The sequence below is a fragment of the Pseudomonas sp. 21LCFQ02 genome, assembly GCF_024129895.2.
Classification (GTDB): domain Bacteria; phylum Pseudomonadota; class Gammaproteobacteria; order Pseudomonadales; family Pseudomonadaceae; genus Aquipseudomonas.
On the sequence record NZ_CM178749.1, the window covers coordinates 2,282,926 to 2,307,874 of the forward strand.

A 24,949-nucleotide genomic window follows, 5' to 3' on the forward strand; every position below is an offset into this window, starting at 1 on the left:
TTAGTAGTTTTGGGATGGGGCCAATGACTTCGATGCACGATGGCAAGATAGATGCCCACTTTTCTGGGCATGAGACGTTCCCGCTTCGTCAGATGTGGCTAAAGAAAGCGGTTGAAACCGCAGATGCAGAAGGGCTCGTGCCCAAGACCACGTTCACTGACGAAAAGGCTATCGCCGAGTTTGGTGTCGGCCGAAATATGGTTGCGGCCATCAAGCATTGGGCTCTTGCGTGCGATGTCTTGGTGGAGGATAAATCACGACGAAATTTTGAGCTCACCCCTGCTGGTCGAGAGATTTTCTCTGATCAGGGCTTGGATCCATTCTCTGAGAGCCCCACCACGGCATGGTATGCACATTGGTGTTTGGCTGGTCGAGGAAGCCGCTCGACTACGTGGTACTGGCTTTTCAATGTGTTCACCTCTCAGTCATTTAGCCGAGACGAAGCGCTCCCAACGCTCACCAAATTTGCCCAGGCCATTTCCAGCGGAAGGAAGCTCTCAAGCGCTACGCTCAGTCGCGATTTAGATACCTGCTTGCGCGGCTACGCCCCTAGATCTGCCACATCCTCGGTTGAGGAGGCCGCTGAGTCCATGCTTGCGGAGCTCGGGTTGCTACAAGAGGAGAGGAAAGGCGTCTTCTCCTTCCGACGCGGGCCCAAGTCAACGCTTACTGACGCTTTTTTCGCATGGGCGCTCCTAGATTTTTGGCAACGACATAGGGCGGGTGAGTCTTCTCTCACATTTGAAACTGCAGCCTACGCGCCGGGTTCTCCTGGCCGAGTGTTCAAACTCGATGAGGAGTCTGTGGCAGAACGCCTTTTTAGCCTAAGTGAACTCACCGAGGGGAGGCTGCGTTGGTCTGATACCTCAGGCCTGCGTCAGGTGTATCGCGGTGAATTCGATTGTAAATTGATGATGGCAAAATTGTTGAGAGAGTCCTATGCCCGCTGAGTCTGATACGTCGCTCGATGCAGCGCCAGTGAGAATAGAACGGCACTATCGACGTTCAGTCCGCATTGATGCAGACCTAGGACGGCATGATGCTTTAGATGGTTATGTGCTGACCGAGACTGCTCGTGAAGCTCTCTCTACCATGACGCGCCAGATTGTGGGAAGCAGTCAGCGCGCGTTTACCTGGACAGGACCTTATGGTGGCGGTAAGTCATCTCTGGCTTTAGTCCTTGCTGCTGCGATCGCCGATGATGCGTCGTTGCGTGAAAGGTCGGAATGCTTCATTGGTGAGGTTCCGTCTTTTAAAGAGGCTTTCAATACTGATGATGGTAGTTGGCTTGTCATACCGGTTGTGGGGCGTCGCAGCAGCATCCTCGTAGAGCTTTCAAAATCGCTCAGCAAGGCCTCCGGTAGAGATGAGTCAGTTGATAGCTCCGATGCTTTGATAGATGCGTTGGTTCGTGAAGCGGAAGCAGATGGCCGCGCCGGCGTGCTTCTGATCGTCGATGAGATGGGGAAGCTACTCGAAGCGTCCGCCGCTGGCGGTGACGATGTTCATTTCTTCCAGGATCTCGCGGAAGTCGCAGCTCGCAGCCGAGGAAAGCTGGTTGTTGTAGGCATTCTCCATCAAGCATTCCGACAATACGCGTCCCGGCTTGGCATTGAAGCCCGGGACGAGTGGGCTAAGGTGCAAGGGAGATTCACAGATGTCTCTTTCGTTGCAACCGGTGATGAGGTGGTCGAGCTCATCGGCAGGGCCATTCAATGTGACATAGCTCATCCAGGCACAGTCGCCATGAGCGAGACAATTGGAGCTGCCATATCTGGCCGCCGTCCCGCAGTTGGCCGTGGAATGGGAGCTCTCCTTGATAAGTGCTGGCCGCTTCACCCTGCAACAGCAGCTTTGCTTGGTCCTGCCTCACGACGCCAGTTTGGTCAGAACGAGCGAAGCGTGTTTGGTTTTTTAACATCGCTTGAGCCTCATGGCTTCCAAGACTTTCTTTCGAGTTGGGATCGGGAATCCCTATATGGGCCTGACCTTTTCTGGGATTACCTGAGAGCAAATCTCGAGCAAGCAATCTTGGCGTCCCCCGACGGGCATCGTTGGGCACAAGCTGTTGAGGCTGTTGAGCGCGCAGCATCCAAAGGAGCTACCGAAACAGAAATCTCGCTGGCTAAAACGCTTGCGTTAATTGATATGTTCCGTGGTGCTTCAGGGCTTGTAGCTGATGAGGCTGTGCTGCACACGGTTTTGCCTGGCCACTCGAAAGCGGACGTAACACTTGCTATGGAGCGCTTGGCAAGTTGGCGTGTAGCGCTTTATCGAGCGCATCTTGGTGCTTGGACCATATTCGAAGGAAGCGACTTCGATATTGATCGGGAGGTGTCGAAGGCTCGTGCCACTTTCGTAGACGCGGACACCAAAGCATTGACGGCGATGGCGAGTTTAAATCCAATCATCGCCAAGCGTCACTACCATTCCACGGGGACGTTCCGGTGGCTCGGTGTGACTATGCACTCTGTGCAAGAGGCCGAGCGATTGTCGAAAAACTATGCGCCCGAGAGTGGGGAGTTTGGTCGGCTGGCGCTGGTGTTGCCCGAGCGCTCCTCGACATTCGAGGATGTAGTCAAAACGTTGAGCATGCTGAAGGACAACGCCAAGAGAACGCTATTTTTCGGCATCCCGCCTAATTATGAGCTCATAGCCGATCTTGGTGCTGAGTTGATGTCGCTGCGTCTGGTGTATGAGAGCAGCCCTGAACTGGAAGGAGACTCTGTAGCAAGGCGCGAAGTAGCTGCGCGCCTCTCCTCTGTTAAGGGAGCTCTTGAGGAAGCGTTGCGAGAGGCGGTGACGCGAGCGCAATGGCTGTATGAAGGGGTGTTCGTCAAGCCTGAAAGGCTGTCATCACTTGCCTCGGATGTAGCTGATCGAGCGTTCAGCTCTGCCCCAAAAGTTTGGAGTGAACTTGTCAATAGGGATGCATTGTCGAGTAATAGTGTAAAAGCACGCCGTGATCTGCTCCACCGCATGGTTCAAAACTCTAATGAGGAATGTCTGGGCATCGAGGGCTACCCTGCCGAACGGGGCCTATACGAAACCCTGCTCGCTTCATCAGGGCTCCATCGATTGGATAAACAAGGTGTTTGGGGCTTCCAGGCGCCTAAACCCAGCAATAAAAGAGATTTCCATCCACTGTGGGCCGCAGCTCTTAAGAAATTTTCGAGCCAGATCGTCGGCACTGTTGGAGTTAGAGAGCTTTACACCCTTTGGGGAGGAGCCCCATATGGGGTGAAAAGTGGGATGCTTCCAGTGCTTGCAACTGCTTTCATGCTCGCTCATTCCGATAAGGTTGCTATCTATCGGGACGGAGTTTTTGAGCCGCAGTTTACAGACGTGGATGTTGACGAAATGCTGCAGGACCCAAGCCGCTTCGCGCTTCGCTGGGTTGATGAGGATCTCGAAAAAGCAGAACAGCTTCAAACTATCGCTGCTGTACTCCGCAGACGTGGTTTTGAGGCCGCATCTGAAACACCTCTTGAAATTGCCAGAGCCTTGGTGAAGGTATTGTTCACCCAGCCGTTGTGGACTAGACGTACTCAACGCCTCTCAAGTATGGCACGTACTATTCGTGATCTATTGGTTAAAGCATCTGACCCACATAAGTTGCTCTTCGTAGATCTGCCAAGCGTTTTTGATGATGGTTCGGTGGGGAGTGGTGAGCTCCTAGACAGCGCACTATCGGAGTTGATAGATGCCTTTCCCGCATTGTTGAAAAAGATGGATAGTCGACTGGCTGATGCCATTGACGCATTAGAAGGTGATGACCCCGAACTCAGGGATCGTGCCCACTCCGTATCGAAGGCGACGGGCGATCTTCGTCTTGAGGGATTTGCTTTGCGCTTGCAGGAGCGGGATGGGACGCTTGGGGGGATGGAAAAGATTATGAGTTTGGTGGCAAAAAAACCACCACGTGATTGGACTGACTTGGATATCGACGCTGCTTTGATTGCGGTAGCAGACCTGTCGCTCGCTTTCAGGAAAGCCGAGGCACTGATTGCAGTTACTGGTAGGGCGCCGGGGCGTGAGGCCTTCTCGGTTGTCATCGGTTCCGGCGGTTCGTCAGATGTCATCAGTAAAACCTTTGAGGTTGCAGGCCGAGACAGAGAGGTTGTTTCAGGTGCTGCCGTTAAGGTTGTTGAAATGTTGCGTAGCTCTGGACTGGAGGGTGACTTGCTGCTCGCTGCTCTTGCTCAGGCAGGATCAACGATTGTGAGTGAAGGATCTGACCATGTGTGAACGGCACCTCTTGGGCCTCTCGGGGGGGCGTGATAGTGCCGCTCTAGCGATTTATATTCGCCAGACAAGGCCTGAGTTGGATATCGAGTATTTCTTCACCGACACTGGAGAGGAATTGCCTGAGGTCCAGGATTTTCTTGGAAAGCTTGAAGGTTTCTTGGGTAAGCCAATCCTGAGGCTAAATCCGAGAAGAGATTTTGAGTTTTGGCTGAAGGAGTACAACAATTTTCTGCCTTCCGCCCAGACGCGTTGGTGCACCCGGCAATTGAAACTCGCCCCCTTTGAGGAGTGGACTCGTCCCATGTTGGCTGCAGGCGACAAAGTCTTCTCCTACGTCGCCATTCGCTCCGACGAAGACTATCGCGAGGGGTATGCGTCCAGACATGAGAACCTTAAGGTGGTTCTTCCCTTCCGTGAGGAGGGTGTGGACAAGCCTGGGGTGATCGAGATCCTGGAGTCCTCTGGTGTCGGATTGCCCGAGTATTATGCGTGGCGTAGTCGTAGCGGCTGCACTTTTTGCTTCTTCCAGCAGAAGATTGAATGGGTTCGATTGCGTGAGCGCCATCCTCATGCCTTTGAGGAGGCCAAGGCGCTGGAAAAGACAGCCCTGGATCATGGATCGCCTTTCACCTGGACTAAAGGTGAGCCGCTTACTGACTTGGAGCAGCCAAAACGTGTCGCAGCGATCCGTAAGGAATACGAGGCGCGGAAGTTACGCACCAAGGCGCGGCGCCCTCGAAACCCATTGCGTCCATGGGAGGACAACATGGACATTGATGATATTTACGGGGTCGATGAAGCTGACGGGGGCTGTAACGTCTGTCATAAATAACGACCTGTGTAACGCTATTCCCAGCTCATCCTCAGCACGCAATGTGCAGCTGGTCTGGAGAGTTGAAATCGGGCTGACCCAGAAATCGCTCAGCTCTAACCCCTCTGCTATCTCGCGAAGGCCTGGAGGTAGCAGAACGGCCTGAGGCTTTGAGTATTCCGTCGATCAGACCTATCTGCAGTGGCGGTTTACCATTATGCTTGCTATCAAAATCAAGGACGAATGTTATGCCGCTCCCTAACCGACGTAATGAACGATCGGTAAATTCGATTTGTTCCACTGTAGGTGATCTTCACCATCGTGCTGGCTTTGCGGCTCTAGAGCAGCGCCTGACTATTTGCTTCAATCCTGATATGTGGGATTGATTGGAAGATACCAAGAAAGCTTATAAGGGGTACATATGGCTGTCGGATTCAGAATTGCAGCACGGACTCTGAAACATCTCGGGGGTGAACTTATTACCTCCGATGACGTTGCACTCAATGAGTTGATAAAAAACGCTTTTGATGCCCGATCTCCTCGCGTTCAGGTGCGAATCAATGCAGCTGTGGACTTGTCCGCGTTAGAGCTTATCGATGAACAAGTTCAGTCTAAAGAAATCGACAAAATCGACGCCACTGAGCGCGTTCGCAAAGCGATTTCAGAAGAACTGCCACCTGAAGAGCGGATGCTAATCATAGCTGAAGCTAAGAAGTGTATTAGTCGCCAAGAGTTTGCAGGTTTTTTAAAATCCCTCCGTAACCAACAGTATATTACAGTTGAGGACCAGGGGAACGGAATGACTAAGGATGACTTGTCTGACAGATTTTTGGTCATAGGTACTCCTGGAAAATTAAAGCAGAAGAAAAATCCCCCACCGGGAGAGCCAGCTCTATTAGGTGAGAAGGGAATTGGCCGTTTGTCCATGATGCGTTTAGGTGGAACTGCGAGTGTTGAGTCCGTTACGGAGAGTGACCTTGCTTGGCATAAAATCGATTTTAGATGGGCTGACTTCGACGACCCGGACCTCTACTTGGATCAGGTAACGGTCGAGGTTAAGAGATCAAAGCAGTCTACACTTGGTGAGAAAGGCACCAGGGTTATTATCACGGAACTGACGTCGAATTGGACGCAGGAAAAAGTTGACGCTTTTATCCATCGATACATGCGGCGGTTACAGGATCCGTTTGCTCCCATGCGGAAACCGTACCCGATTGATATTTATTTCAATGGAAAGCGGCAGCCGATAAGCTCGCTGCCCAAGTGGTTGAAAGACTGTGCGCAATTCACCGCTACCGTCGATTTTGATCCTGCTGGTTTGGACGGCACGGATGTAGTTCTTCGAAGGGCCTTGACGTGGCGAGCTACGAGTTCAAACGAGATAAGGACATGGTCGCGGAAGGAACTTTCCAATCAGCTTAACGTTTCAATTGAAGTCTTTAACCAACTAGGAAGCTGGACCGCTAGGTGTTTATGGTTTAACAGAAAATCACTGACGACCAACGAGGTTGACTTCAGTCGGAATCAAATCGCAGATGAGCTCAATCACTGGTGTGGCGGTTTTGCAATTTATCGTGATAATTTCCGCGTTGGTAAAACGGGTGGTATGGATGACGATTGGTTAGAGTGGGATAGCGGAGCGTTACGGTCCAAGGGATTTGCACTTAATCGATACCAAACTGTCGGGAGTGTAAGTATTTCGTCTGGGATGAACCCTTACTTAATCGACTCTGCGAACCGGGAGCGTTTGATCTCCTGCCCCCAGCAAGAGCTTCTAAAGCAGATTCTGGGCGGTGTCGTCGTTCAAGACCTTCGGATGCATATAAATACGATTAAAGAAGCCGAAGCAAAAATGCTAATCGCGGAGGAGTCGACAAACGAATCTCTGAAAAAGTCAGAGGATAAGCTCAAAAAGACTATAAAAATTGTCAACGATATCGCTCAATACCTTCCCAAAGAGCATAAAGGTAAGCTCTTAGAAATCCGCGAGACGCTGCATAGTCAAGTTGAATACGTGAACACCATCAAAAACTCGTTAAGCCTGTCGCGCGAAACGCGTGTTGAGCTGCTGGAGTTAGCAAACATTGGACTGGTGGTAGAGATCGTCATTCATGAGCTATCTCGATTAACCGAGCGGACAGGGGAGCTACTTGCAGACTTGAAAGACGGAGGTGACCAAGATGTGGTTACTGTCGTAGACAACCTTAGAGCTCAAATCATTTCTACGAACAAGCGAATCCGCACCGTCGATGCTATGAGCCCATCTGGTCGGAATCGTAAGGAGCAATACGATCTGGTGGCGCAAGTAGCGGGAATTGCCTCCGGTTTTAAAAATAGGTTCAAACGCCATCAAATAAATTATTCAGTCTACTTGGATGGTATGGAGTCCATTGAGGCTCTCAATGTCTTCATGGTCAAGGGGCTAATTGCCCAGACGCTTGAAAATCTAATTACTAACTCGGTTTACTGGGTTCAGCAAGGTCTCAAGCCGGGAGAAAAAGAGCGTGAAATTAGATTCGATATTGACTCGCGCGCATTAACCGTTAGCGTCACTGATAATGGCCCAGGGGTTGATCCTAGATACGCAAAAGAAATATTCAAGCCCTATTTCTCGACGCGGCGAAAAGGAAAAGGTTTAGGGCTCTATATTGCCTCGGAACTGGTCCAATACCATGGCGGAAAAATTTTTATGGACGAAAGTGTGGATGATGATGGTCGTCATCGTACTTTCACAATTGAACTACCAAAGGATGAGGTTTGATAAATGACTGATGCGGTAAATGACGCTGCCGTGGAGCCAGTTGTGAATGAGGCTAATGCGGATGCACTGCCAGCCAAGACTTTAAAGGTTATAGTTATTGACGATGAGCTTTCCGGGCTAACATCGTTTCATCTCAATGAGGTGGTAGGCGACTTCAGAGCAACGCTGGGTGATGTGACATCTCCACAGTTTGAAGAATTCTGGCGGTTGACTGAGGAGCTGGGTGGGCTGCCCGACATTGAAAAGTATGACGAAGACGAGAAGCAGGCTTACTTGCAGTCCGATAATTTTGTTCAAAGTGTCGTGTTGAACGCACAGTTTGAAGCCAAGGTTGAACTGGAGTATAAGAAGTGGCTCAACCCGTTTCTGGAGAGATCTAAAGAGGTATCTCAACTAAAAAGTGCGCTTGAGGGCGCATTTTCCGCTCCTGAGTTTGAATTGGTTTTTGAGAAATCTCGTCCGACGAAACATACGGATTTGCTAGCCTATGATTTGGTTATCTTCGACCTGGTGTTGCAAAAAAGCGCAGGTGCAGTTGATCAGTTAGTGGATTATTTGAAAGCTTTAAGCGATTCGCAGCCTGAGCAGTTGCCCAGCATTATTGTCATGTCCAGTCGTAAAGAGTTGATTTCTGAAAGGATGAGGTTCAGTACTCAGTCCAAAATCAGTGCGGCTGGCCTAGTTCTTTTACCTAAAAATGAAGTTTTCAGGGAGAACTTCGGGGCGGCAGGGATTCGTCTGAACTACCAACAGCTCCAGCGGCAGAAGGAAGCTGCGCAGCACATGCGAAAGTTCATGTCGGTATGGACAGCTGCATTAGGTCACGCGCAGGAAAGTGCTGAGACTACGCTCTGGAATTTGGACGCTGCGGCTATGCAGGAGATCCATCTCAGCGCGAGTCTAGATAGTGACCCCTACGATGGGCATCTTAGCGAATACTTGGCTAAAGAGTATTTGTGGCACGTGGAGCGCTCGGCGTCAGTTTCAGAAGCCATCGGGCAACTGGACTCCTGCTTTAAGCAACAGTTAGTTCGGGATGCGAAAAAGACTCCTTCTATCGCAACACGGCTTTTGGCTTCGGTTGTCAATCCTGGGGTTGCTAGAGAGCTCGTTTCGCATTTCAACTGGCTTGGTTTTCCGCTAGAGCAAAATTTCCTCGCAAAAGGAGACGAAGAAATTTTGGATAATTTTAGTCGGTTGTTGCCCTTTGGGGCTGTCCTAGCGTCTGCGGAAGATGGTAGAAAGAATGAGTATCTAGTGCACATCACGCAGCAGTGCGATATTCTAAGCGTGGTTCGTTCTGCGTCAGACGGATTTACCGCAAAATTTGCAGTGGCACGTGCGATTGAGGTTACTGAAGGTGATATTCCCGATCACGACAATCAGGACATTGTTGCAAAAGGGCTTAAGGCCGACGGTAAAGAATTTGACCTTAAACTCGCGAAGGGAAGCATTCTAGCTCTTCCAGCAGGTATGTTGATCACCTATCTCCGCACGCACGCTTATGACATTGTAGGCCGGCTTCGTCATGAAATTGCCAATCAATTCTTAGTCGGCACAGCTAATCATATGACCCGTCCAGCAGCCATCAAAGCGACTCGGTCTCAAGTTCTTAGGGTTAAACTTTATCTGTTCGGTAAGAGCCTTGATGGGGGGCCGCTGGTTCCTTTTGTCCAGAATGGTGCGAATCAAGTAGCGATTGGGCTGAGCAAGAAGGGTAATAGTTTTTATTTTTCTGATGATTCCAGTATGAGTGTTGCGCTCTGGATTAAAGGCTTGGTAGACCCGTCTTACCAAAAGTCTTTAGACGCGCTTAATCTTGTTAATGCGCTGAGTGTGGGAGTCGGGAATAATACCTGTATCGAAGGAATTGTTAACATGAGGGTTGAGGAGAAGACCCTCACTGCTGAGGAGCGTGATGGCATATACAACGCCAATCACAGTAAGATTAGAAACAATGTTTGGCTTTTAGCTATCTGTGAAGAGGCTGCTTGAATTAATGGCCTGCGTAAGTAGGCCATGCTGTATCGTGGTTAGCAGTCATGACTTTGTTTAAGAGTCCATCGACGATAAGGTATGGATCTCAGTGACGGATGCTCGGCAGCAGGTGTCAATGCTTGCCTGGACCCCGTCCAGAGTGCGAGTTGACGGTGTCAATCTTGTGAAAATGAAGCTTCACATTAGTCAATGAACTGACTATAGATTGACTGTCAATTCATCGCGCCGTGGTTAGGGCCTCGTGTCGGTTTTGCGGGGGTAGGGGGGTGTCAATGTGTCGCAGAGATAGGTGATAACAACCATTACTGGCCGGATGACCCGTTGGTGGCCGAAGCCACTGCCCGGGCCAAACCGCGCAAGGGTTAATGGTTGGGCATCATTTACCAGCGATGCCGGTCGTAGCGATCATGACGGTAGTAGTGCGGTGGTGGTGGCGCGTAGTGACGCTGTTCATAGTATGGCCGCACCGGCACGTACTGCACGGGCGGGTGATGCCGGCGATAGTGGCGGTATTCGCGGTATTCGCGTGGCGGCTTACGATAATAACTATGACGATCATCATCGCGGTCGTTGCGGGCAATGAGCGTGGCCGCTACTGCACCGACCGCCGCACCGGCCAGCACGGGCACGATCACATTGCGATCTGCGGCGCTGGCAGTACCGGCCACCAGCAGGCTGGCGGACAGCATCAGGATTTTGGTGATCTTCGAAAACATGATGTCTCCTCAGGCGGCAAATGTATTCGCCATGTATCCATGAGACACCGGGTTGGCGTAAATCCTGGTACAGAGTCGGTAAAGGGAAGGTAAAGAACCGCTGACAGTGTATTGAAGCCTGGAAACAGCGGAGGCTGCAGGCAGGGGTAGCCTCCGGTGAAGCAGATGCGCGAACTTACAAGCTGGTGGCTTCTTCGGCACCCAGGTGAATGTTCATGCACTGCACGGCAGCGCCGGCGGCGCCTTTGCCGAGGTTGTCCAGGCGGCAGATCAGGTTGATGCGCTCATCGTTGCCGAACACGAACAGGTCGGCGCGATTGGTGTCGTTGCAAGCCTGTACGTCGAAGAAGCCGCCGTCCAGGTTGCCGGCATCGTCGCCGAACGGCAGCACACGAATGAACTGCTCGCCTTCATAGTGCTTGGCCAGCGCCGCTTGCAGGGATTGTGGGGTGGCGCCTGGGGCCAGTTGCGAGGTGTGCAGCGGGATGGTCACGGCCAGGCCCTTGAGGAAGCTGCCCACGATCGGATTGAACACCGGCACGTTGTCCAGGCCGGTCTGAAAGCGCATTTCCGGCAGGTGCTTGTGCCCCTGACCCAGCCCGTAAGGACGTGGGCTTTGCAGTTGTGGGGTCAGCGACTGATAGTCGGCGATCATCTGCTTGCCGCCACCGCTGTAACCGGTGATCGACGTGGCGCTGAGCAGGGTCGAGGCTGGCAACAGGCCGGCGTCGACCAGCGGGCGCACCAGCAGGATGAAGGCGGTGGCATGGCAGCCGGGGTTGGCGATGCGTTTGCTGGCGCGCAGTTTCTCGCGCTGCCCGGCAGCCAGTTCCGGCAGGCCATAGACCCAGGACGGATCGGTACGGAACGCGGTGCTGGCGTCGATCACGCAGGTATTGGGGTTTTCCAGCAGCGATACCGCTTCGCGGGACGCGGCGTCCGGCAGGCACAGGAACGCCAGGTCAGCGGCGTTCAGCAGGCGACCGCGCTCGACCGGGTCTTTGCGTTTGGCTTCATCGATGCGCAGCAGCTCGATATCGTCGCGTTTGCCCAGGTAGTCCAGCAAGCGCAGGCCGGTGGTGCCTTCCTGGCCGTCGACATAGATCTTGTGAGTCATCTTGAAGCCTCTGTAATGGGGTGTATGAGCACGAACGACAAGAGTTTAATCGGTTTGCATCCGGTAATGGCCACCTCAGTGGCGAGCGGCATGTCGGTCAGGTTGTCGTGCGAGAGAGTGCTAGCCGCAGAACGGTGATTATCAACGCATCACCGGCAGGATCGCAAAGCGCAATTACAGGTTAATGCCGGTCAGTTAAGAGATTGTGAGGCTTGGCTCGGTCTCGGTGGGAGATTCTATGATTTTCGGAAAACTCCTGATTCCAGTTGTGAATGTTCCGCAGTATTCGTCGGCTGAGCCGACTCCCACCGGTTTTGTGTCGTGCCGATACTGGAGCAAGGCACAAACCTCGGTGGGAGCTGGCTTGCCGGGGTGCCGGACCACAGCGAAAGGGCCGGTGGAACCGGCACATCTGCTGTGGACTCTTCGCGAGCAAAGCTTCCTCTCACCGGATTGATGTCGAACGCAAGATCCCGGCTCGACTCGGATCTGTGGGAGGCAGCTCTGCTGGCGAACGCAGGGCATCGCGCTGTCAATGTTCTGAACAATCAAAGACAGTTGCTCCCTCCCACCAGGAACGAGCCAGGCCTGAAATCGCTTAACTGATTTGCGTTACCCCTACAGCTTTAGAACATTACCTTCACCCCCGCCTGCACACTGCGCCCGGCCGCCGGAACTTCATCGCGCAGGATCGAGCTGGCGTAGCGCACGGTCTGGTTGTTCAGGTTGTCGCCCTTGAGAAACGCCAGCCACTGGCTTTGCCCGACATCGAAGTGGTAACCGAGGCTGGCGTTGAGGGTGGTGTAGCCGTCGGTATCGGTTTCGGCCTGGGCGACGCGGCGCTGGGCGCTGGCGTGTTCGGCGCCGAGGCTGGCTTGCCAGTGGTTGTAGTCCCACAGCAGCGCGGTGTTCAGGCGCAGCGGCGAGATGCGCGGCAGCGGCTCGCCGGTTTCGCGGTTTTTGGCGCGCGTGTAGTCGGCTGAGCTTTGCAGGGCAAAGTTGCCGTACCGGGTTTGCGCCAGGCGCCAGTGGTCCTGGGCTTCCAGACCCCAGAAATCGGCTTTGACGCCGCTGTACAGGTATTCCGGCAAGGCGTCGTCGTCGCTGGCATCAACCTGTTCGCCGTCATCATTCAGGTAGCGGCCGCTGCCCAGCAGGCCGATATAGTTGGAGAAGCGGCTGTAGAACACCCCAACGCTGCCTTTGTGGGTGCCGTCGTCAAAGCGCAGGGCCAGGTCGGTGGACCAGGATTTCTCCTTCTCGGCATTGGCGTCGCCTACTTCGTAGGTGCCAGTGGCTTCGTGCGGGCCGTTGGCGTACAGCTCATAGAAGGTCGGCGCGCGTTCGGTGTAGCTCAGGGTGCTGGCCAGCGACCAGACTTTGGTCAGGTCATAAATGGCACCGAATGACAGGCTGCCGGCGCTGAAGCTGTGGCTGGCGTCGGCGCCTGCAAAGCGGTCGTTGCCTGCGGCGTCCGGGCGCAAGCGGGTGTGTTCCAGGCGTCCACCGAGGGTCAGGTCGAGCCGGTCAGTGGCTTTCCAGTCTTCGAGGATGAACAGCGCGGCGCTGTCGGTATCGGTCTTGGGCACGAAGGCTTCTGCGCCCAACGCCTGGAACTGGCTGCTGGCGACCTGCGCGCCGACTACGCCTTCGACCGGGCCGATGGCCTGGTGACGGGCTTCGATGCGTGCCTCATAGCCGTCGTTCTTGAATACCGTGCCGGTTTCGCCGTCTTCGATTTCCCTGTGCTCATAGCGGGTGTGGCCGACGTTGAGCTTCACCGAGCTGAACGGGCCTTCCAGGTCGCGGATTTCCGAGGCCAGCGCGTAGTGGCGCTGCTCCATGTCAATGCGCACGTCTTGTTCTGCCGGTGAGCCGTAGTTGCTGTCGTATTCGTCGTAAGACAGGCCGACATAGCCGTGGTCCCAGTGATAGGCGCCGCCAACGCCGCCGCCGTCCTGGCGACCGTCGCTGTTGTTGACCCGATGCTTGCTATCGTCGCCGTCAATCGCACGCTGATCGCGCGAGTGGGCGTAGCCAGGAATGCGCAGGTCGTTGAACTGCCGCGAGTTGGCATCCACATGCAGGGCAAAGTTGCCGTCGCCGGCTTCGAGCTTGCCCGCTGCACTGCGCGTGGTGTCGGCACCGCCGTAACGCAACTCGCCGCCACCGTGCACGCCGTCCACCGGTTCTGTCGGGATGCGGTTATCGAAACTGTTGACCACCCCGCCCACCGCACTGCCGCCATACAACAACGCCGCCGGCCCACGGACCACCTCAATGCGCTCGGCGCTGGCCGGGTCGTACGGCACGGCGTGGTCATAGGACAGTGACGAGGCATCCAGCGCGCCGACGCCGTTGCGCAGCACTCGAATGCGATCACCATCGAAGCCGCGGATTACCGGACGACTGGCGGCCGGGCCAAAGTAGGTCGAAGACACGCCCGGCAGCTTGTTCAACGTCTCACCCAATTGTGCCGACTGACGCAGAGTCAAGTCGTCGCCTTCTACAACACTGGTCGGGGAGGCCAGCGCATCGCTGCCCAGCGGGTTGGCGGTGATGACTTGCGGATCAAGCGTCACGGCGGGTTGGGCGGCGAATACCGGCTGCGCCGCGAGCAGGGCTGCGGCCAGAGCCGTCAGGACGGGAAGGTGGTGGGCGGACATTGAAATCTTTCCTTACAAGTTGAATTGTTATGTTACAACATAACTTAAATTTGTAAGGATGAAATTTCATCTTGGGCGGTGCGCAAGATCTGGCATTGTGTTTTCCCGGCGTGCCCGGCATTACGCACACCCCTCATGCACTGAAAGGAATCCACTCGTGCTCAAGCTGTTCGGTAAATCCACCTCGATCAACGTCAGAAAAGTCCTGTGGGCCTGTGCGGAGTTGAACATTCCGCTTGGCCACGAGCAGGCAAACGGCGACGACGTTCAGCACCTGAACCCCAATGCGCTGGTGCCGGTCATCGACGATGCAGGTTTTGTGCTCTGGGAGTCGAACTCGATCATTCGTTATCTGGCCAACCGCGAGCAGGCCGGGTGGCTGTACCCCGCAGTGGCTGCGCAACGTGCCCGCGTCGATCAGTGGATTGACTGGCAAGCCGCGGACCTCAATCGCGCCTGGTCCTACGCATTCATGGCGCTGGTGCGGCGCTCACCGGCCCATGACGATCCGGCGCAAATTCGCGCCTCGGTGCAAAACTGGAATCGCTCCATGGAAATCCTTGACCGGCAACTGGCCATTACCGGCGGCCATGCAGCCGGCGCGCAGTTCAGCCTGGCTGATATTCCCGTGGGGCTGTCGGTGAATCGCTGGTATGAAACCCCCATCGACCACCCGGACCTGCCGAATGTGCGGGCCTATTACGAGCGGCTGGCCGAGCGCCCCGGCTATCAGGCATTCGGGCGTAACGGCACGCCTTGAGCCTGCTGGTATCGAGTGATTTCGTACACCAGCGTGTCATGCCAGCCCAGTTGCGGGTCGTGACGATCATTGGGCACGACAGCGATCTGGCGAAAACCGCTGCGCAGGGCCAAACGCTGGCTTGCCAGGTTGGCCGATGAGGTCGTAAGCCTGACCGGGTAATGGCTTAGCAGTGGCAGCAACTGCCGTAGCGCTTCGCTCATATAGCCCTGCCTGGTATGGTTGGCGCTGGCCCAATAACCGAGCAGGTAATGTAGCGGGTCAGCGCCCAACTCTACGCCCACACAACCCAGCACCTGCTCGCGTCTGGGGCTAACCAGGTAGTATCTTTTTTCACCCTCTTGGCTGTGAAAAGCGTCTGTCGCCGCACGCAGACCCTGTTCGACATCCACCAGGCTCCGCTCTGGCCTCGGCCAGTCCATGAACCGGGCATGCAGCGCGTAACTTTGGTTCAAGGCCTGCTGCAAGGCCTGACTCAGGTCAATGGCTGGGGCGACCAACAGGCAGCGTGGGCAGGCGATTTGCTCGGGAAAACGGGTCATGTTTACATCCGCCATTAAGGCCAATACTGTTCTGTTAAGCACCAAAGATCTCTGTGGGAGCGACCTTGGTCGCGAAAGGGCCAGGAAAGTCACAGCATCTGCTGCGAATGTGCCGCCGCCTTCGCTAGCAACCGGAGCGCCGGCCGACTGCTCCCACAGGTGTGACTGATCAGTATTGCCATTAAGGCCTGGCCGGCAACAGAAACCGCCCGATCAGCGGCAGATGATCGGAGATCTGCAAACTGTCCTCCTGCCGCACCCGGGCCTCCAGACGTTTGAGTGCGGGGCTGTAGAACAGGTAGTCGACGGTCCGGTCCGGGCCTTTGAGCTGTGGGTCGTTGGGCCAGTGGGTGAGCCACTGGCTGCGTTCGATGCCGCCGGCTTCGGCGTTGGTGGGGATCATCGGGTATTTGTCCCACAGCAGGTGCAGTTCGCTGTCGCGCTGGTAGCCTGCCCGTTGGGCCGGGTCCAGGCGCTGGTACTGGCCCAGCGCAAGCAAGCCGAAGTCGCCACCGGCCAGCCAGGGCGTACCGCTGCCTTGCAGACGATCGAGTAACCCGACGGTGAATTCGGTCTGTTGGCGCAAGGTCGTCTGGTCAGGATGCCGGGCGTACTGTTGGGTGTTGATCACCGCCAGGCGGCCGCCGTCGCGCAGTGGCAGGTAGCTGACCAGCAGCGCGGGTCTGGGCTGGAACTGGCGGCTCAGCAGGTTGGCCGGTTGCACCGGCAGTTGCAGGCGCTCGCCGCTGTCGATGCGATAACGGCTCAGGGTCGACAGCTTGAGCCCGGCGCTGCCCCAGATCTGCGGCGCAGGGATGAACTCGGCCTGCCAGTTGAAGGCCTCGGTGCTGCACGGATACAGATCCACCAGACGCTCCTGGAGCAGCGCCAGTTGATCCTGGTAGTCGGTGTTTCTGGCGCCGTCGCTGACTTCCTGAAGCAGCACCAGGTCCGGTGCCTCATCGCGGATCACCCGCACCACTTCATCAAGGTTGTACGCCAGGTCGTCAGGGGTAGGGCGCTCGTCCGGGCCTTTGTCGTCGGGCTGTTCATACCAGAACACATAGCGCTTGCCGGCCAGGTACTGGATGTTCCAGGTCATGACTTTCAGCGCCTGCCCCGGCATCAGCAGATCGGGCTGAACTGAGCTGCTGCAACGGGCGGTGACCGTCTCGCGTTCGGCCGGCCGCCAGGTGAGATTCTGCACCGCGATCCACAACACGCCGGTCAGCAGCAGTAGCAACAGGATCAGGCGCAGCAGGATTCGGCTCATGGGTCTGTTCGGGGTCCTGATGGGCGTGCTGGCAGCATAGCCGAGTTATGTGTGTGGGCGGTCCTGCTCAATGAGCATGAACAGGCGGAACATCGCCACGCCCATGAACAGTTGCAGAAAACTGGCCAGGCTGCTGAGCAGCAGCGACACGCCCGGGCTTTGCGGTTGCGGCAGCAGATACAGGCCGCCTGCTTCGATCAGCGACAGCGGGATGTAGATGATCAGCAGGCACACCATGATCCGGGTGAAGTGCCCGGTACTCATCAGCATGCTTTCGCGCATGGCCATGAATGGGGTGCGCTGGCGCAGCACCAGCAGGTATTCGCTGAATGCCAGTTTGATCATCACCCACAGGCCCGGCAGCACGAACAGCGACAGGCCGAACATGATCAGCAGCGTGCTCATGGCCGACAGCACGGCAAAGCTCGGCCACAGGCGCAAGGTCCTGCTCCACAGCTCGGCAAAGCCCGGTTGATCGCCACGGCTGCGGGCATCGAGAAACAGGATCAGGACCCCACTGTAGAGCGGGTAGAAAAACAGGCTCACCAGCAAGCCGTAGGCCGGTGAGGCATTGGCTGGCAGGCTGCCATCCACGGCCTGCTTGATCAGCGCTTCGAGCACCACCGGTGGCAGGCACAGCAGCACGATGCTGAGCAGGTTGCTGCGAAAGAAATACAGGGAGTCCCGGAGGATGTTCAGCGGATTCATGTAAGCGTGTCGTTTGAAAAAGTCGGCGAACACTGTAGCCCAAGGCCGGTGACGAACCAAGCACGCCCGGGGCGGCGGCCTTTTTAACTTTTTCGTCATGTCCTTGAAGTGGTTTTGCCCAGCCCCATTACCTCTGTAGGGCCGTCTGCTGGCCTTTTAACGATCCTTGTGAGGTCACTATGAACAATCAAGAGCAAGTCCTGATCGATGAACTGTTCGGCAAACTCAAAAGTGCCGAAAGCGCCTCGGGTGTGCGGGATGCTGCAGTCGAGGCGCATATCAACGAGCATTTGCGCCGTCAGCCAGCTGCGCCGTATTACATGGCTCAGGCGATTGTGGTCCAGGAAGCGGCGGTCAATCAGCTCAACCAGCAACTGCGCGAGCGTGACGAGCAGATCCGCCAGCTCCAGGCTCAATTGCAGCAGAGCCGTCCCGGCCCGGCTGCGGCCGGCGGTGGCGGGTTTCTTTCAAGCCTGTTCGGCTCCGGCAGCGCCCGCGAGCCGCAGCCATCCTCGCCAGCGCAGTCGGCAGCGTCTGGCGGCTGGCGTGACAGCGGCTATAGCGCACCGCCTGCGCCCGCCGCCGCAGCGCCGTCCAGGGCCAGCGGTTTTCTGGGCAGTGCGTTGCAGACCGCGGCCGGAGTTGCCGGTGGTGTGATGCTGGCGCAAGGCATCAGCAGCCTTTTCGGTCACCACAACGCGCCGCAGGAAATTGTCGAAGTTGTTCATGATGCGCCATCGCAAAGCTATCAGGCCGATGACTGGTCGAACCCGAATCAAACGGGTTGGAGTGACGACAGCGGCTCGTTCGATGACGACGACAGTTTTGTCTGAGCGGTGATCCGACCCCTCTGGCGTACCCCGCGCCCTGCGCATAACTGGCATACTGCGTGCTTGTTTATGTCGCGGGGTGGTTGGGGTGAAAAAGATCGCGGTGTTTGCCGATGTGCAGAACCTCTACTACACCGTGCGCCAGGCTCATGGGTGTCACTTCAATTACGCGGCGTTCTGGGCCGATGTCAGCCAGCGCGGGCAGATTGTCCAGGCCTATGCCTACGCCATTGACCGGGGCGACAGCAAACAGCAACAGTTCCAGCAGATCCTGCGCAACCTGGGTTTTACCGTCAGGCTCAAACCCTACATCCAGCGCAGTGATGGCTCGGCCAAGGGCGACTGGGATGTCGGCATCACCCTGGATGTCATGGAGTTTGCCCCGCAGGTCGATGAAGTGGTGCTGGCTTCCGGCGACGGCGACTTCGACATGCTGCTTGAGCGGATCTCCAGCCGTTACGCTGTTGCCACCGCCGCCTACGGTGTGCCAGGGCTGACCGCCAACTCACTGATACGCGCCGCCGACCGCTATGTGCCGATCGAAGGCGCGCTGTTGCTCAAGAATTGACCCCCAGGAAGGACAGGATTGTGGAACGTATTGCCGTCATCGACTTTGAAACCACGGGTATCTCGCCAGGCCCCGGTTGCCGTGCCACGGAGGTGGCTGTGGTCATCACCGAACAAGGTCGGGTGGTCGATCGGTTCCAGAGCCTGATGAACGCCGGCGTGCCCATTCCATCGTTCATTGAAAACCTGACCGGTATCAGCAATGCGATGATCCGCAGCGCGCCGCGTGCCGAGCAGGTCATGGGCGATGTGGCAGATTTTGTCGGCAGTACACCGCTGGTCGCGCACAACGCATCATTCGACCAGAAGTTCTGGGACTACGAACTGGCGCGTATCCAGCGCAGTCGTGTGCAAAGCTTTGCCTGTTCGATGCTGCTGGCCCGGCGCCTGATGCCGAGTGCGCCCAACCACAAGCTGGGCACCCTGACCCGTTATGCGCGCCTGCCTGACACCGGCAAGGCGCACCGGGCCATGGCTGATGCCGAGATGGCGGCCAACCTGGTCAACCATATGGTCGGCCAGTTGCGCGATTCACACGGGATTGCCAGCGTTTCCCACCAGTTGTTTTGCACCCTGCAGAAAGTCCCGGCCTCACGCATCCTCGAAGCCCTCAAGCGTCAGCGCGGGCTTTGACGGTGGCCTTTTCCAAGCGTACCCCGACGTCCAGATGACCCACTGGCAGGCTGCGTTCGATGGGCGTGGACAACACCATTGAGGTCTTGCTGACGCCATAGCTCGCCACGCGGTCGAGCAACTGTTCCAGATGCTCCATCGAGTCGACCGCTGCACGCATGATAAAGCAGGGGTCGCCGGTCACCCGGTGGCACTGGATCAGTTCGGCAAACGTGTACAGCTCTTCATAGGCGCGCTGTTTACTGTGGCTGTCCAGGCGCAGTTCGATCACACACTGAATCGGCAGGCCGACCCTGGCCAGGTTGACCTTGGCTTCATAGCCGGTAATCACCCCGTTGGCCTCCAGCTTGGCCACCCGTTCGGCGACCGCCGGTGCCGACAGGTTGACCTGCCGGGCCAGTTGCGCAAAAGACGCCCGCCCGTTTTCCAGCAAAGCGTTGAGCAGCATGCGGTCATATTTGTCCAGTTCCACGAGGATCTCCCGGCAGGCAAAGGGCTGGATTTCGAATCGAAAGTAAAAAACGGATATTACCGTTGATTTACAGGTAAACGCTGCGTTTAAACAAGCTTAATGGCTTATGAATCCCGGTTGAGCTTCCTAAAATAGCCCAACCATACGAATGGACTTCGAGCCTGCCATGCCTGATTCCCGCCGCTTTCCCCTGTTACTGATTGGCGCCTTCCTGGCCCTGTACCTGATCTGGGGGTCGACTTACCTGATGATCCGTATTGGCGTGGCCTCTTGGCCGCCGCTGATGATGGCTGCCATCCGCTTTCTGCTTGCCGGTGTCTTGATGTATGGCTACCTGCGCTGGCGCGGTGTGCCGGCACCGACCTGGCAGCAATGGAAGGCCGCGACCCTGATTGGCTTTTTATTGCTGGCCTGCGGTAACGGCGGCGTGACCCTGGCTGAGCACGCTGACGTGTCGTCTGGCGTGGCCGCCCTGGCGGTAGCGACCGTGCCGCTGTTCACCCTGTTGTCCGGGCTGTTGTGGGGCAACCGCACCAGTGGCCTGGAATGGGCCGGTATCGCTCTGGGCATGCTCGGCATCGCCTTGCTCAACCTGGGCTCCAATCTGCAGGCCAGCCCTTACGGGGCGGCGCTGCTGATTTTTGCAGCGGCGGCCTGGGCGTTTGGCTCGGTGTGGAGCAAACACCTGCCACTGCCGGCCGGTCCCATGGCCAGCGCGACTGAAATGATCAGCGCCGGGGTTATCCTGATGATCGGCAGCCAGCTCAGCGGCGAACACCTGGAGCAGATGCCCACGGTAGCAGGGTGGGGCGCGCTGCTGTACCTGGTGGTGTTTGGCTCGATCATCGCTTTCAGCTCTTACCTGTACCTGCTCAAGAATGTACGCCCGGCGGCGGCAACCAGTTATGCCTATGTCAATCCGGTGGTGGCGGTGGTGTTGGGCATGTTGTTTGCCGATGAATACATCGGTATGGAAGAAGGTCTGGCGATGCTGGTGATCGTCAGCGCCGTGGTGCTCATCGGGCTGCCGCAGTGGCGGCGGCCGGTGGTCAAGCAGGCCAGCGCCTGACGCATCGGCGCACCCATAGGGTAAACTGCGCGCCTTGCGCTGAATTTTCCCTACGGTATTACCATGACATTCGCTTCCCTCGGCCTGATCGAACCCTTGTTGCGCGCCCTCCAGGGGCTGGATTACCAGACCCCGACGCCGGTGCAGGCCAAGGCGATTCCCGCCGTACTGGACGGCCGTGACCTGATGGCCGCCGCCCAGACCGGCACCGGCAAGACCGCCGGGTTTGCCTTGCCCTTGCTGCAACGCCTGACCATGGAAGGCCCCAAGGTCGCTGCCAACTCGGTGCGTGCTCTGGTGCTGGCGCCGACCCGTGAACTGGCCGAGCAGGTCCACGAGAGTTTTCGGCAGTACGCCGAACACCTGCCGTTGAGCACCTATGCGGTGTATGGCGGCGTGAGCATCAACCCGCAGATGATGCGCCTGCGCCGTGGTGTTGACGTGCTGGTGGCGACGCCAGGCCGGTTGTTGGACCTGCACCGGCAGAACGCCGTCAAGTTCAACCAGGTGCAGATTCTGGTGCTCGATGAAGCCGACCGTATGCTCGACCTGGGCTTCAGCGAAGAACTGCGTAACGTCTACGCTGCGTTGCCCAAACGCCGGCAGACCCTGCTGTTCTCCGCGACCTTCTCCGAGCAGATCCGGCTGCTGGCCGGGCAGATGCTCGACAACCCGCTGAGCATCGAAGTCAGCCCGCGCAACGCCGCAGCCAATACGGTCAAGCAATGGGTGGTGACGGTCGACAAAAAGCGCAAGACTGAACTGTTCATCCATCTGCTCAAAAAACAGCGCTGGGGCCAGGTGTTGGTGTTTGCCAAGACCAAGGCCGGCGTCGACCAGCTCGCCGAGCGCCTGCAAGGCCTGGGCATCAAGGCCGATGGTATCCACGGCGACCGCCCGCAAGCCACCCGCCAACGCGCACTGGACAGCTTCAAGGCCCGTGAAATCCAGGTACTGGTCGCCACCGACGTCGCCGCCCGTGGCCTGGACATCGACGACCTGCCGACCGTGGTCAACCTCGACCTGCCGATCGTTGCCGAAGACTATGTGCACCGTATCGGTCGTACCGGCCGTGCCGGCCAGACCGGTGAAGCGATCTCGCTGGTATGTGCCGACGAAGTCGAACAACTGTCGGCTATCGAAACCCTGATCCGTCAGGTCCTGACCCGCAACGACGAGCCTGACTTCATCCCCGACCACCGCGTCCCGGTTACTGACGCCAGCGGCCAGATCCTCAAAAAGCCGAAAAAACCCAAAAAGCCCAAAGCCAGCGGCGGCAAAGGCAACCTGGGCAAATGGATCGACAGCGGCGAAGCCGAACCCAGCGCCCCACCGGTCAAACCGGTCCGCAAAGTGCCTGCTTTCAATACCGGGCCGCGCAAGCGCAAGCCTTGAAGGCGGACGAGCCTGCATAGGCTCGGATCTGCCGCTGCCGCTGAGTTTGCGTTTGCTTTTGATCTTCGAGCCGAGATGGCACAGACGCCGCGAATCGCGACTTGGGTGCAGGCCGAAGGTAGGCGTCGATTTGGGGGAGAAATCAGCATGGATGCTGCTGATTTTGAAACCGAGGGCAGGCGCGCTGGGCAGGACGCCCATCGCGCCGGCCCCCGAATCGGCGCCGGACTGAGGGAAGTCTGCCCGCAGGGCGGACCCAAACCAGGAGCAAGCGGTTTTCCCCTATTTTGCCCGGGGCACGTTGCCAAGCACAAAATAGGGTCGCCCGTCGGGGCGAAACCCGCAGCCCAGACAACTGCGGCAAAGACCTTTGCACCGATCGGAAGAGCTTCGCGGCTGAAGCCGCTCCTACGGAGCCCACAAGCGGCCCGTCGCCAAGTCACGCCGCCACAAACTGCTCCGCATAGTGACAAGCCACCTGCCGTCGATCCACCTCACGCAACGCCGGCACCTCCTCGGCACAACGCTGCGTCGCATACGGGCAGCGCTTGTGAAACGCGCAGCCACTCGGCGGGCTCAGCGGATTGGGCAGTTCCCCCACAATCTTGATCTTCGGCTTCAACGGATCAGGATGAATCGTCGGCGTTGCCGACAACAGCGCCTGGGTATAAGGGTGCAGCGGCCGCTCGTAGATCGCTTCTTTCGGCCCCATTTCCGCCGGCCGACCCAGATACATCACCAGCACCGAATCAGCCACATGGCGGACCACCGACAGGTTGTGCGAGATAAACACATAGGCGGTCTGAAACTGCTGCTGCAGATCCATGAACAGGTTCAACACTTGTGCCTGGATCGACACGTCCAGCGCCGAAGTCGGCTCATCGGCCACCAGCACCTTCGGTTGCAGCATCATCGCTCTGGCCAGGGCAATGCGCTGGCGCTGGCCACCGGAGAACATATGCGGGTAGCGCTGATAATGCTCCGGGCGCAGCCCCACCTGGCTCATCATCGCCTGCACCCGCTCGCGGCGTTCGGCGCGGCTCAGGTTAGTGTTGATCAGCAGCGGCTCGCCAAGCTGGTCACCGATCTTCTGGCGTGGGTTGAGCGACGCGTAAGGGCTCTGGAACACCATCTGCACATCGCGGCGCAACTGCTTGCGGTCCGCCTTGCTGGCCCCGGTCACTTCCCGACCGGCAATCTGCAATGAGCCCGCTGACGGTTCCTCGATCAGGGTCAGGGCCCGGGCCAGGGTGGACTTGCCACAGCCCGATTCGCCGACCACCGCCAAGGTCTTGCCGGCCTCCAGCTCGAACGACACACCGTTAAGGGCGCGCACGGTGGCGCTGCCCTTGAACAGCCCCTGGGAGACTTCATAATGGCGGTGCAGGTCGCGGGCAGTCAGTACGACGCTCATTACGCCACCTCCTGATTCAAGGGATAGAAACAGCGTGCCAGGCTATGCGCCTTGGGGGCCAGGGCCGGGCGCTGGGTATGGCAGTTATCGCGCACATAGGGGCAGCGCGGTGACAGCAGGCAGCCCAGTGGTCGGTCGTAGCGGCCCGGCACCAGACCCGGCAGGGTCGCCAGGCGCTCGGCGCCCAGACTGTGCTCCGGGATGGCGGCCAGCAGCGCTTCGCTATAAGGGTGGGCCGGTACGTCGAACAGGCCAGGCACCTGGCCGACTTCCACGGCTTGCCCGGCATACATCACGCAGACCCGCTGGGCGGTTTCGGCCACCACTGCCAGGTCGTGGGTGATCAGCACCAGGGCCATGTCCTGCTCTTTTTGCAGGTTCAGCAGCAGGTCCATGATCTGCGCCTGGATGGTAACGTCCAGCGCGGTGGTGGGCTCGTCGGCGATCAACAGCTTGGGCTCACCGGCAATCGCCATGGCAATCGCCACCCGCTGGCTCATCCCGCCCGACAATTGGTGCGGATAAGCATCCAGCCGCTGAGCCGCGCCAGGAATCTCGACCTTTTCCAGCAGCTCCAGGGCGCGCTGGCGCGCCGCCTTGCCGGACAGACCCAGGTGCTGGCGCAGCACTTCGATGATCTGGTAACCCACGGTGTAGCTGGGGTTGAGTGCAGTCATCGGGTCCTGGAACACCATGGCCAGGTCTTTGCCGATGATCTTGCGTCGTTGCCGGGCATTGAGTTTGAGCAGTTCGTTACCGTCGAAACGCAGCGCATCGGCCTGGATGATGCCGGGATGATCGATCAGGCCCATCAAGGCCATCATGGTCACCGATTTGCCCGAGCCGGACTCACCGACGATGGCCAGCACTTCACCTTTTTCGACTTTCAGCGACAGGCCATCGACCACGGGGACGGCTTTGGCATCGCCGAAGCGCACGCTGAGATTATTGATTTCAAGCAGTGACATG

20 protein-coding genes and 1 pseudogene are annotated in these 24,949 nt (G+C 57.3%); 12 read left to right on the forward strand and 9 right to left on the reverse strand.

Going from position 1 to position 24,949, the window contains the following annotated elements; all coding sequences use genetic code 11:
• Positions 1-23 precede the first annotated feature (23 nt).
• From NJC40_RS10365 to NJC40_RS10390, 6 genes and pseudogenes are all read left to right on the forward strand, one after another.
• Positions 24-950, forward strand: coding sequence for a DUF4007 family protein (locus tag NJC40_RS10365; protein ID WP_253142177.1), 927 nt, complete (start codon positions 24-26; stop codon positions 948-950).
• Positions 940-4,248 carry an ATP-binding protein gene (locus tag NJC40_RS10370; RefSeq protein WP_253142179.1) on the forward strand — a complete coding sequence of 1,103 codons (3,309 nt, stop codon included), beginning with the start codon at positions 940-942 and terminating at the stop codon, positions 4,246-4,248. The genes NJC40_RS10365 and NJC40_RS10370 overlap by 11 nt, the downstream gene beginning before the upstream one ends.
• Entirely contained in the window at positions 4,226-5,080 is an 855-nt protein-coding gene (locus NJC40_RS10375) for a phosphoadenosine phosphosulfate reductase domain-containing protein (protein ID WP_253142181.1), read from the forward strand. Before NJC40_RS10370 ends, NJC40_RS10375 begins: the two co-directional genes overlap by 23 nt.
• A gap of 400 nt (positions 5,081-5,480) precedes the next feature.
• The gene (locus tag NJC40_RS10380; RefSeq protein WP_253142183.1) at positions 5,481-7,820 is read left to right on the forward strand and encodes an ATP-binding protein; all 2,340 of its coding nucleotides are present in this window, start codon (positions 5,481-5,483) and stop codon (positions 7,818-7,820) included.
• Positions 7,821-7,823: 3 nt separating this feature from the next.
• Positions 7,824-9,815, forward strand: coding sequence for a hypothetical protein (locus NJC40_RS10385; protein WP_253142184.1), 1,992 nt, complete (start codon positions 7,824-7,826; stop codon positions 9,813-9,815).
• 303 nt (positions 9,816-10,118) lie between these two features.
• Positions 10,119-10,184: pseudogene (locus NJC40_RS10390) on the forward strand (hypothetical protein); the annotation flags it as partial.
• A 14-nt stretch (positions 10,185-10,198) separates the two neighbouring features.
• Here NJC40_RS10390 and NJC40_RS10395 read toward each other — a convergent pair.
• The 3 genes from NJC40_RS10395 to NJC40_RS10405 all read right to left on the reverse strand — a co-directional run bounded on the left by NJC40_RS10395 (position 10,199) and on the right by NJC40_RS10405 (position 14,317).
• Positions 10,199-10,534 carry a hypothetical protein gene (locus NJC40_RS10395; protein ID WP_253142185.1) on the reverse strand — a complete coding sequence of 112 codons (336 nt, stop codon included), beginning with the start codon at positions 10,532-10,534 and terminating at the stop codon, positions 10,199-10,201.
• A gap of 175 nt (positions 10,535-10,709) precedes the next feature.
• A complete protein-coding gene (argC, locus tag NJC40_RS10400) occupies positions 10,710-11,651 on the reverse strand; it encodes an N-acetyl-gamma-glutamyl-phosphate reductase (protein ID WP_253142186.1) in 942 nt (313 codons plus the stop codon).
• A gap of 626 nt (positions 11,652-12,277) precedes the next feature.
• On the reverse strand, positions 12,278-14,317 hold the full coding sequence (locus NJC40_RS10405) for a TonB-dependent receptor (RefSeq protein WP_253142187.1): 2,040 nt from the start codon (positions 14,315-14,317) through the stop codon (positions 12,278-12,280).
• A gap of 157 nt (positions 14,318-14,474) precedes the next feature.
• Here NJC40_RS10405 and NJC40_RS10410 point away from each other — a divergent pair, with 157 nt between their 5' ends.
• Positions 14,475-15,077, forward strand: coding sequence for a glutathione S-transferase N-terminal domain-containing protein (locus tag NJC40_RS10410; RefSeq protein ID WP_253142188.1), 603 nt, complete (start codon positions 14,475-14,477; stop codon positions 15,075-15,077).
• Here the strand turns inward: NJC40_RS10410 and NJC40_RS10415 are convergent.
• From NJC40_RS10415 to NJC40_RS10425, 3 genes are all read right to left on the reverse strand, one after another.
• Positions 15,047-15,619 (reverse strand): GNAT family N-acetyltransferase, encoded by a 573-nt coding sequence (locus NJC40_RS10415; RefSeq protein WP_253142189.1) that lies wholly within the window; start codon positions 15,617-15,619, stop codon positions 15,047-15,049. The genes NJC40_RS10410 and NJC40_RS10415 overlap by 31 nt on opposite strands.
• Positions 15,620-15,800: 181 nt before the next feature.
• The gene (locus NJC40_RS10420; RefSeq protein WP_253142190.1) at positions 15,801-16,892 is read right to left on the reverse strand and encodes an endonuclease/exonuclease/phosphatase family protein; all 1,092 of its coding nucleotides are present in this window, start codon (positions 16,890-16,892) and stop codon (positions 15,801-15,803) included.
• Between the two features lie 45 nt (positions 16,893-16,937).
• A complete protein-coding gene (locus tag NJC40_RS10425; protein WP_045487448.1) occupies positions 16,938-17,600 on the reverse strand; it encodes a membrane protein in 663 nt (220 codons plus the stop codon).
• A 179-nt stretch (positions 17,601-17,779) separates the two neighbouring features.
• On the opposite strand from NJC40_RS10425, the gene NJC40_RS10430 reads away from it, so the two are divergent.
• The 3 genes from NJC40_RS10430 to NJC40_RS10440 all read left to right on the forward strand — a co-directional run bounded on the left by NJC40_RS10430 (position 17,780) and on the right by NJC40_RS10440 (position 19,630).
• On the forward strand, positions 17,780-18,433 hold the full coding sequence (locus tag NJC40_RS10430) for a DUF2076 domain-containing protein (protein WP_253142191.1): 654 nt from the start codon (positions 17,780-17,782) through the stop codon (positions 18,431-18,433).
• Positions 18,434-18,518: 85 nt separating this feature from the next.
• The gene (locus NJC40_RS10435) at positions 18,519-18,998 is read left to right on the forward strand and encodes a LabA-like NYN domain-containing protein (RefSeq protein ID WP_045494250.1); all 480 of its coding nucleotides are present in this window, start codon (positions 18,519-18,521) and stop codon (positions 18,996-18,998) included.
• Between the two features lie 20 nt (positions 18,999-19,018).
• Positions 19,019-19,630: a 3'-5' exonuclease gene (locus tag NJC40_RS10440; protein ID WP_045487452.1), complete on the forward strand. Its 612-nt coding sequence runs from the start codon at positions 19,019-19,021 to the stop codon at positions 19,628-19,630.
• Here NJC40_RS10440 and NJC40_RS10445 read toward each other — a convergent pair.
• Complete coding sequence (locus tag NJC40_RS10445) at positions 19,608-20,102, reverse strand: Lrp/AsnC family transcriptional regulator (RefSeq protein WP_045487455.1); 495 nt, start codon at positions 20,100-20,102, stop codon at positions 19,608-19,610. The genes NJC40_RS10440 and NJC40_RS10445 overlap by 23 nt on opposite strands.
• A 166-nt stretch (positions 20,103-20,268) precedes the next feature.
• On the opposite strand from NJC40_RS10445, the gene yedA reads away from it, so the two are divergent.
• Together yedA and rhlE1 are read left to right on the forward strand one after the other, a co-directional pair.
• The gene (yedA, locus tag NJC40_RS10450) at positions 20,269-21,171 is read left to right on the forward strand and encodes a drug/metabolite exporter YedA (RefSeq protein WP_045494253.1); all 903 of its coding nucleotides are present in this window, start codon (positions 20,269-20,271) and stop codon (positions 21,169-21,171) included.
• A 63-nt stretch (positions 21,172-21,234) separates the two neighbouring features.
• Positions 21,235-22,566, forward strand: coding sequence for an RNA helicase RhlE1 (gene rhlE1, locus NJC40_RS10455; protein ID WP_045487458.1), 1,332 nt, complete (start codon positions 21,235-21,237; stop codon positions 22,564-22,566).
• A 439-nt stretch (positions 22,567-23,005) separates the two neighbouring features.
• Here rhlE1 and NJC40_RS10460 read toward each other — a convergent pair whose 3' ends face one another.
• Together NJC40_RS10460 and NJC40_RS10465 are read right to left on the reverse strand one after the other, a co-directional pair.
• On the reverse strand, positions 23,006-23,980 hold the full coding sequence (locus tag NJC40_RS10460) for a peptide ABC transporter ATP-binding protein (RefSeq protein ID WP_253142192.1): 975 nt from the start codon (positions 23,978-23,980) through the stop codon (positions 23,006-23,008).
• Entirely contained in the window at positions 23,980-24,948 is a 969-nt protein-coding gene (locus NJC40_RS10465) for an ABC transporter ATP-binding protein (RefSeq protein WP_253142193.1), read from the reverse strand. The genes NJC40_RS10460 and NJC40_RS10465 overlap by 1 nt, the downstream gene beginning before the upstream one ends.
• Position 24,949: the final 1 nt, after the last annotated feature.

Excerpts from the sequence above, each read along its gene's own strand:
- NJC40_RS10365 (WP_253142177.1), top strand. The coding sequence starts at position 24 with ATGACTTCGATGCACGATGGCAAGATAGATGCCCACTTTTCTGGGCAT.
- NJC40_RS10370 (WP_253142179.1), top strand. The coding sequence starts at position 940 with ATGCCCGCTGAGTCTGATACGTCGCTCGATGCAGCGCCAGTGAGAATA.
- NJC40_RS10380 (WP_253142183.1), top strand. The coding sequence starts at position 5,481 with ATGGCTGTCGGATTCAGAATTGCAGCACGGACTCTGAAACATCTCGGG.
- NJC40_RS10385 (WP_253142184.1), top strand. The coding sequence starts at position 7,824 with ATGACTGATGCGGTAAATGACGCTGCCGTGGAGCCAGTTGTGAATGAG.
- NJC40_RS10395 (WP_253142185.1), bottom strand. The coding sequence starts at position 10,534 with ATGTTTTCGAAGATCACCAAAATCCTGATGCTGTCCGCCAGCCTGCTG.
- argC (WP_253142186.1), bottom strand. The coding sequence starts at position 11,651 with ATGACTCACAAGATCTATGTCGACGGCCAGGAAGGCACCACCGGCCTG.
- NJC40_RS10405 (WP_253142187.1), bottom strand. The coding sequence starts at position 14,317 with ATGTCCGCCCACCACCTTCCCGTCCTGACGGCTCTGGCCGCAGCCCTG.
- NJC40_RS10415 (WP_253142189.1), bottom strand. The coding sequence starts at position 15,619 with ATGACCCGTTTTCCCGAGCAAATCGCCTGCCCACGCTGCCTGTTGGTC.
- NJC40_RS10420 (WP_253142190.1), bottom strand. The coding sequence starts at position 16,892 with ATGAGCCGAATCCTGCTGCGCCTGATCCTGTTGCTACTGCTGCTGACC.
- NJC40_RS10425 (WP_045487448.1), bottom strand. The coding sequence starts at position 17,600 with ATGAATCCGCTGAACATCCTCCGGGACTCCCTGTATTTCTTTCGCAGC.
- NJC40_RS10430 (WP_253142191.1), top strand. The coding sequence starts at position 17,780 with ATGAACAATCAAGAGCAAGTCCTGATCGATGAACTGTTCGGCAAACTC.
- yedA (WP_045494253.1), top strand. The coding sequence starts at position 20,269 with ATGCCTGATTCCCGCCGCTTTCCCCTGTTACTGATTGGCGCCTTCCTG.
- rhlE1 (WP_045487458.1), top strand. The coding sequence starts at position 21,235 with ATGACATTCGCTTCCCTCGGCCTGATCGAACCCTTGTTGCGCGCCCTC.
- NJC40_RS10460 (WP_253142192.1), bottom strand. The coding sequence starts at position 23,980 with ATGAGCGTCGTACTGACTGCCCGCGACCTGCACCGCCATTATGAAGTC.
- NJC40_RS10465 (WP_253142193.1), bottom strand. The coding sequence starts at position 24,948 with ATGTCACTGCTTGAAATCAATAATCTCAGCGTGCGCTTCGGCGATGCC.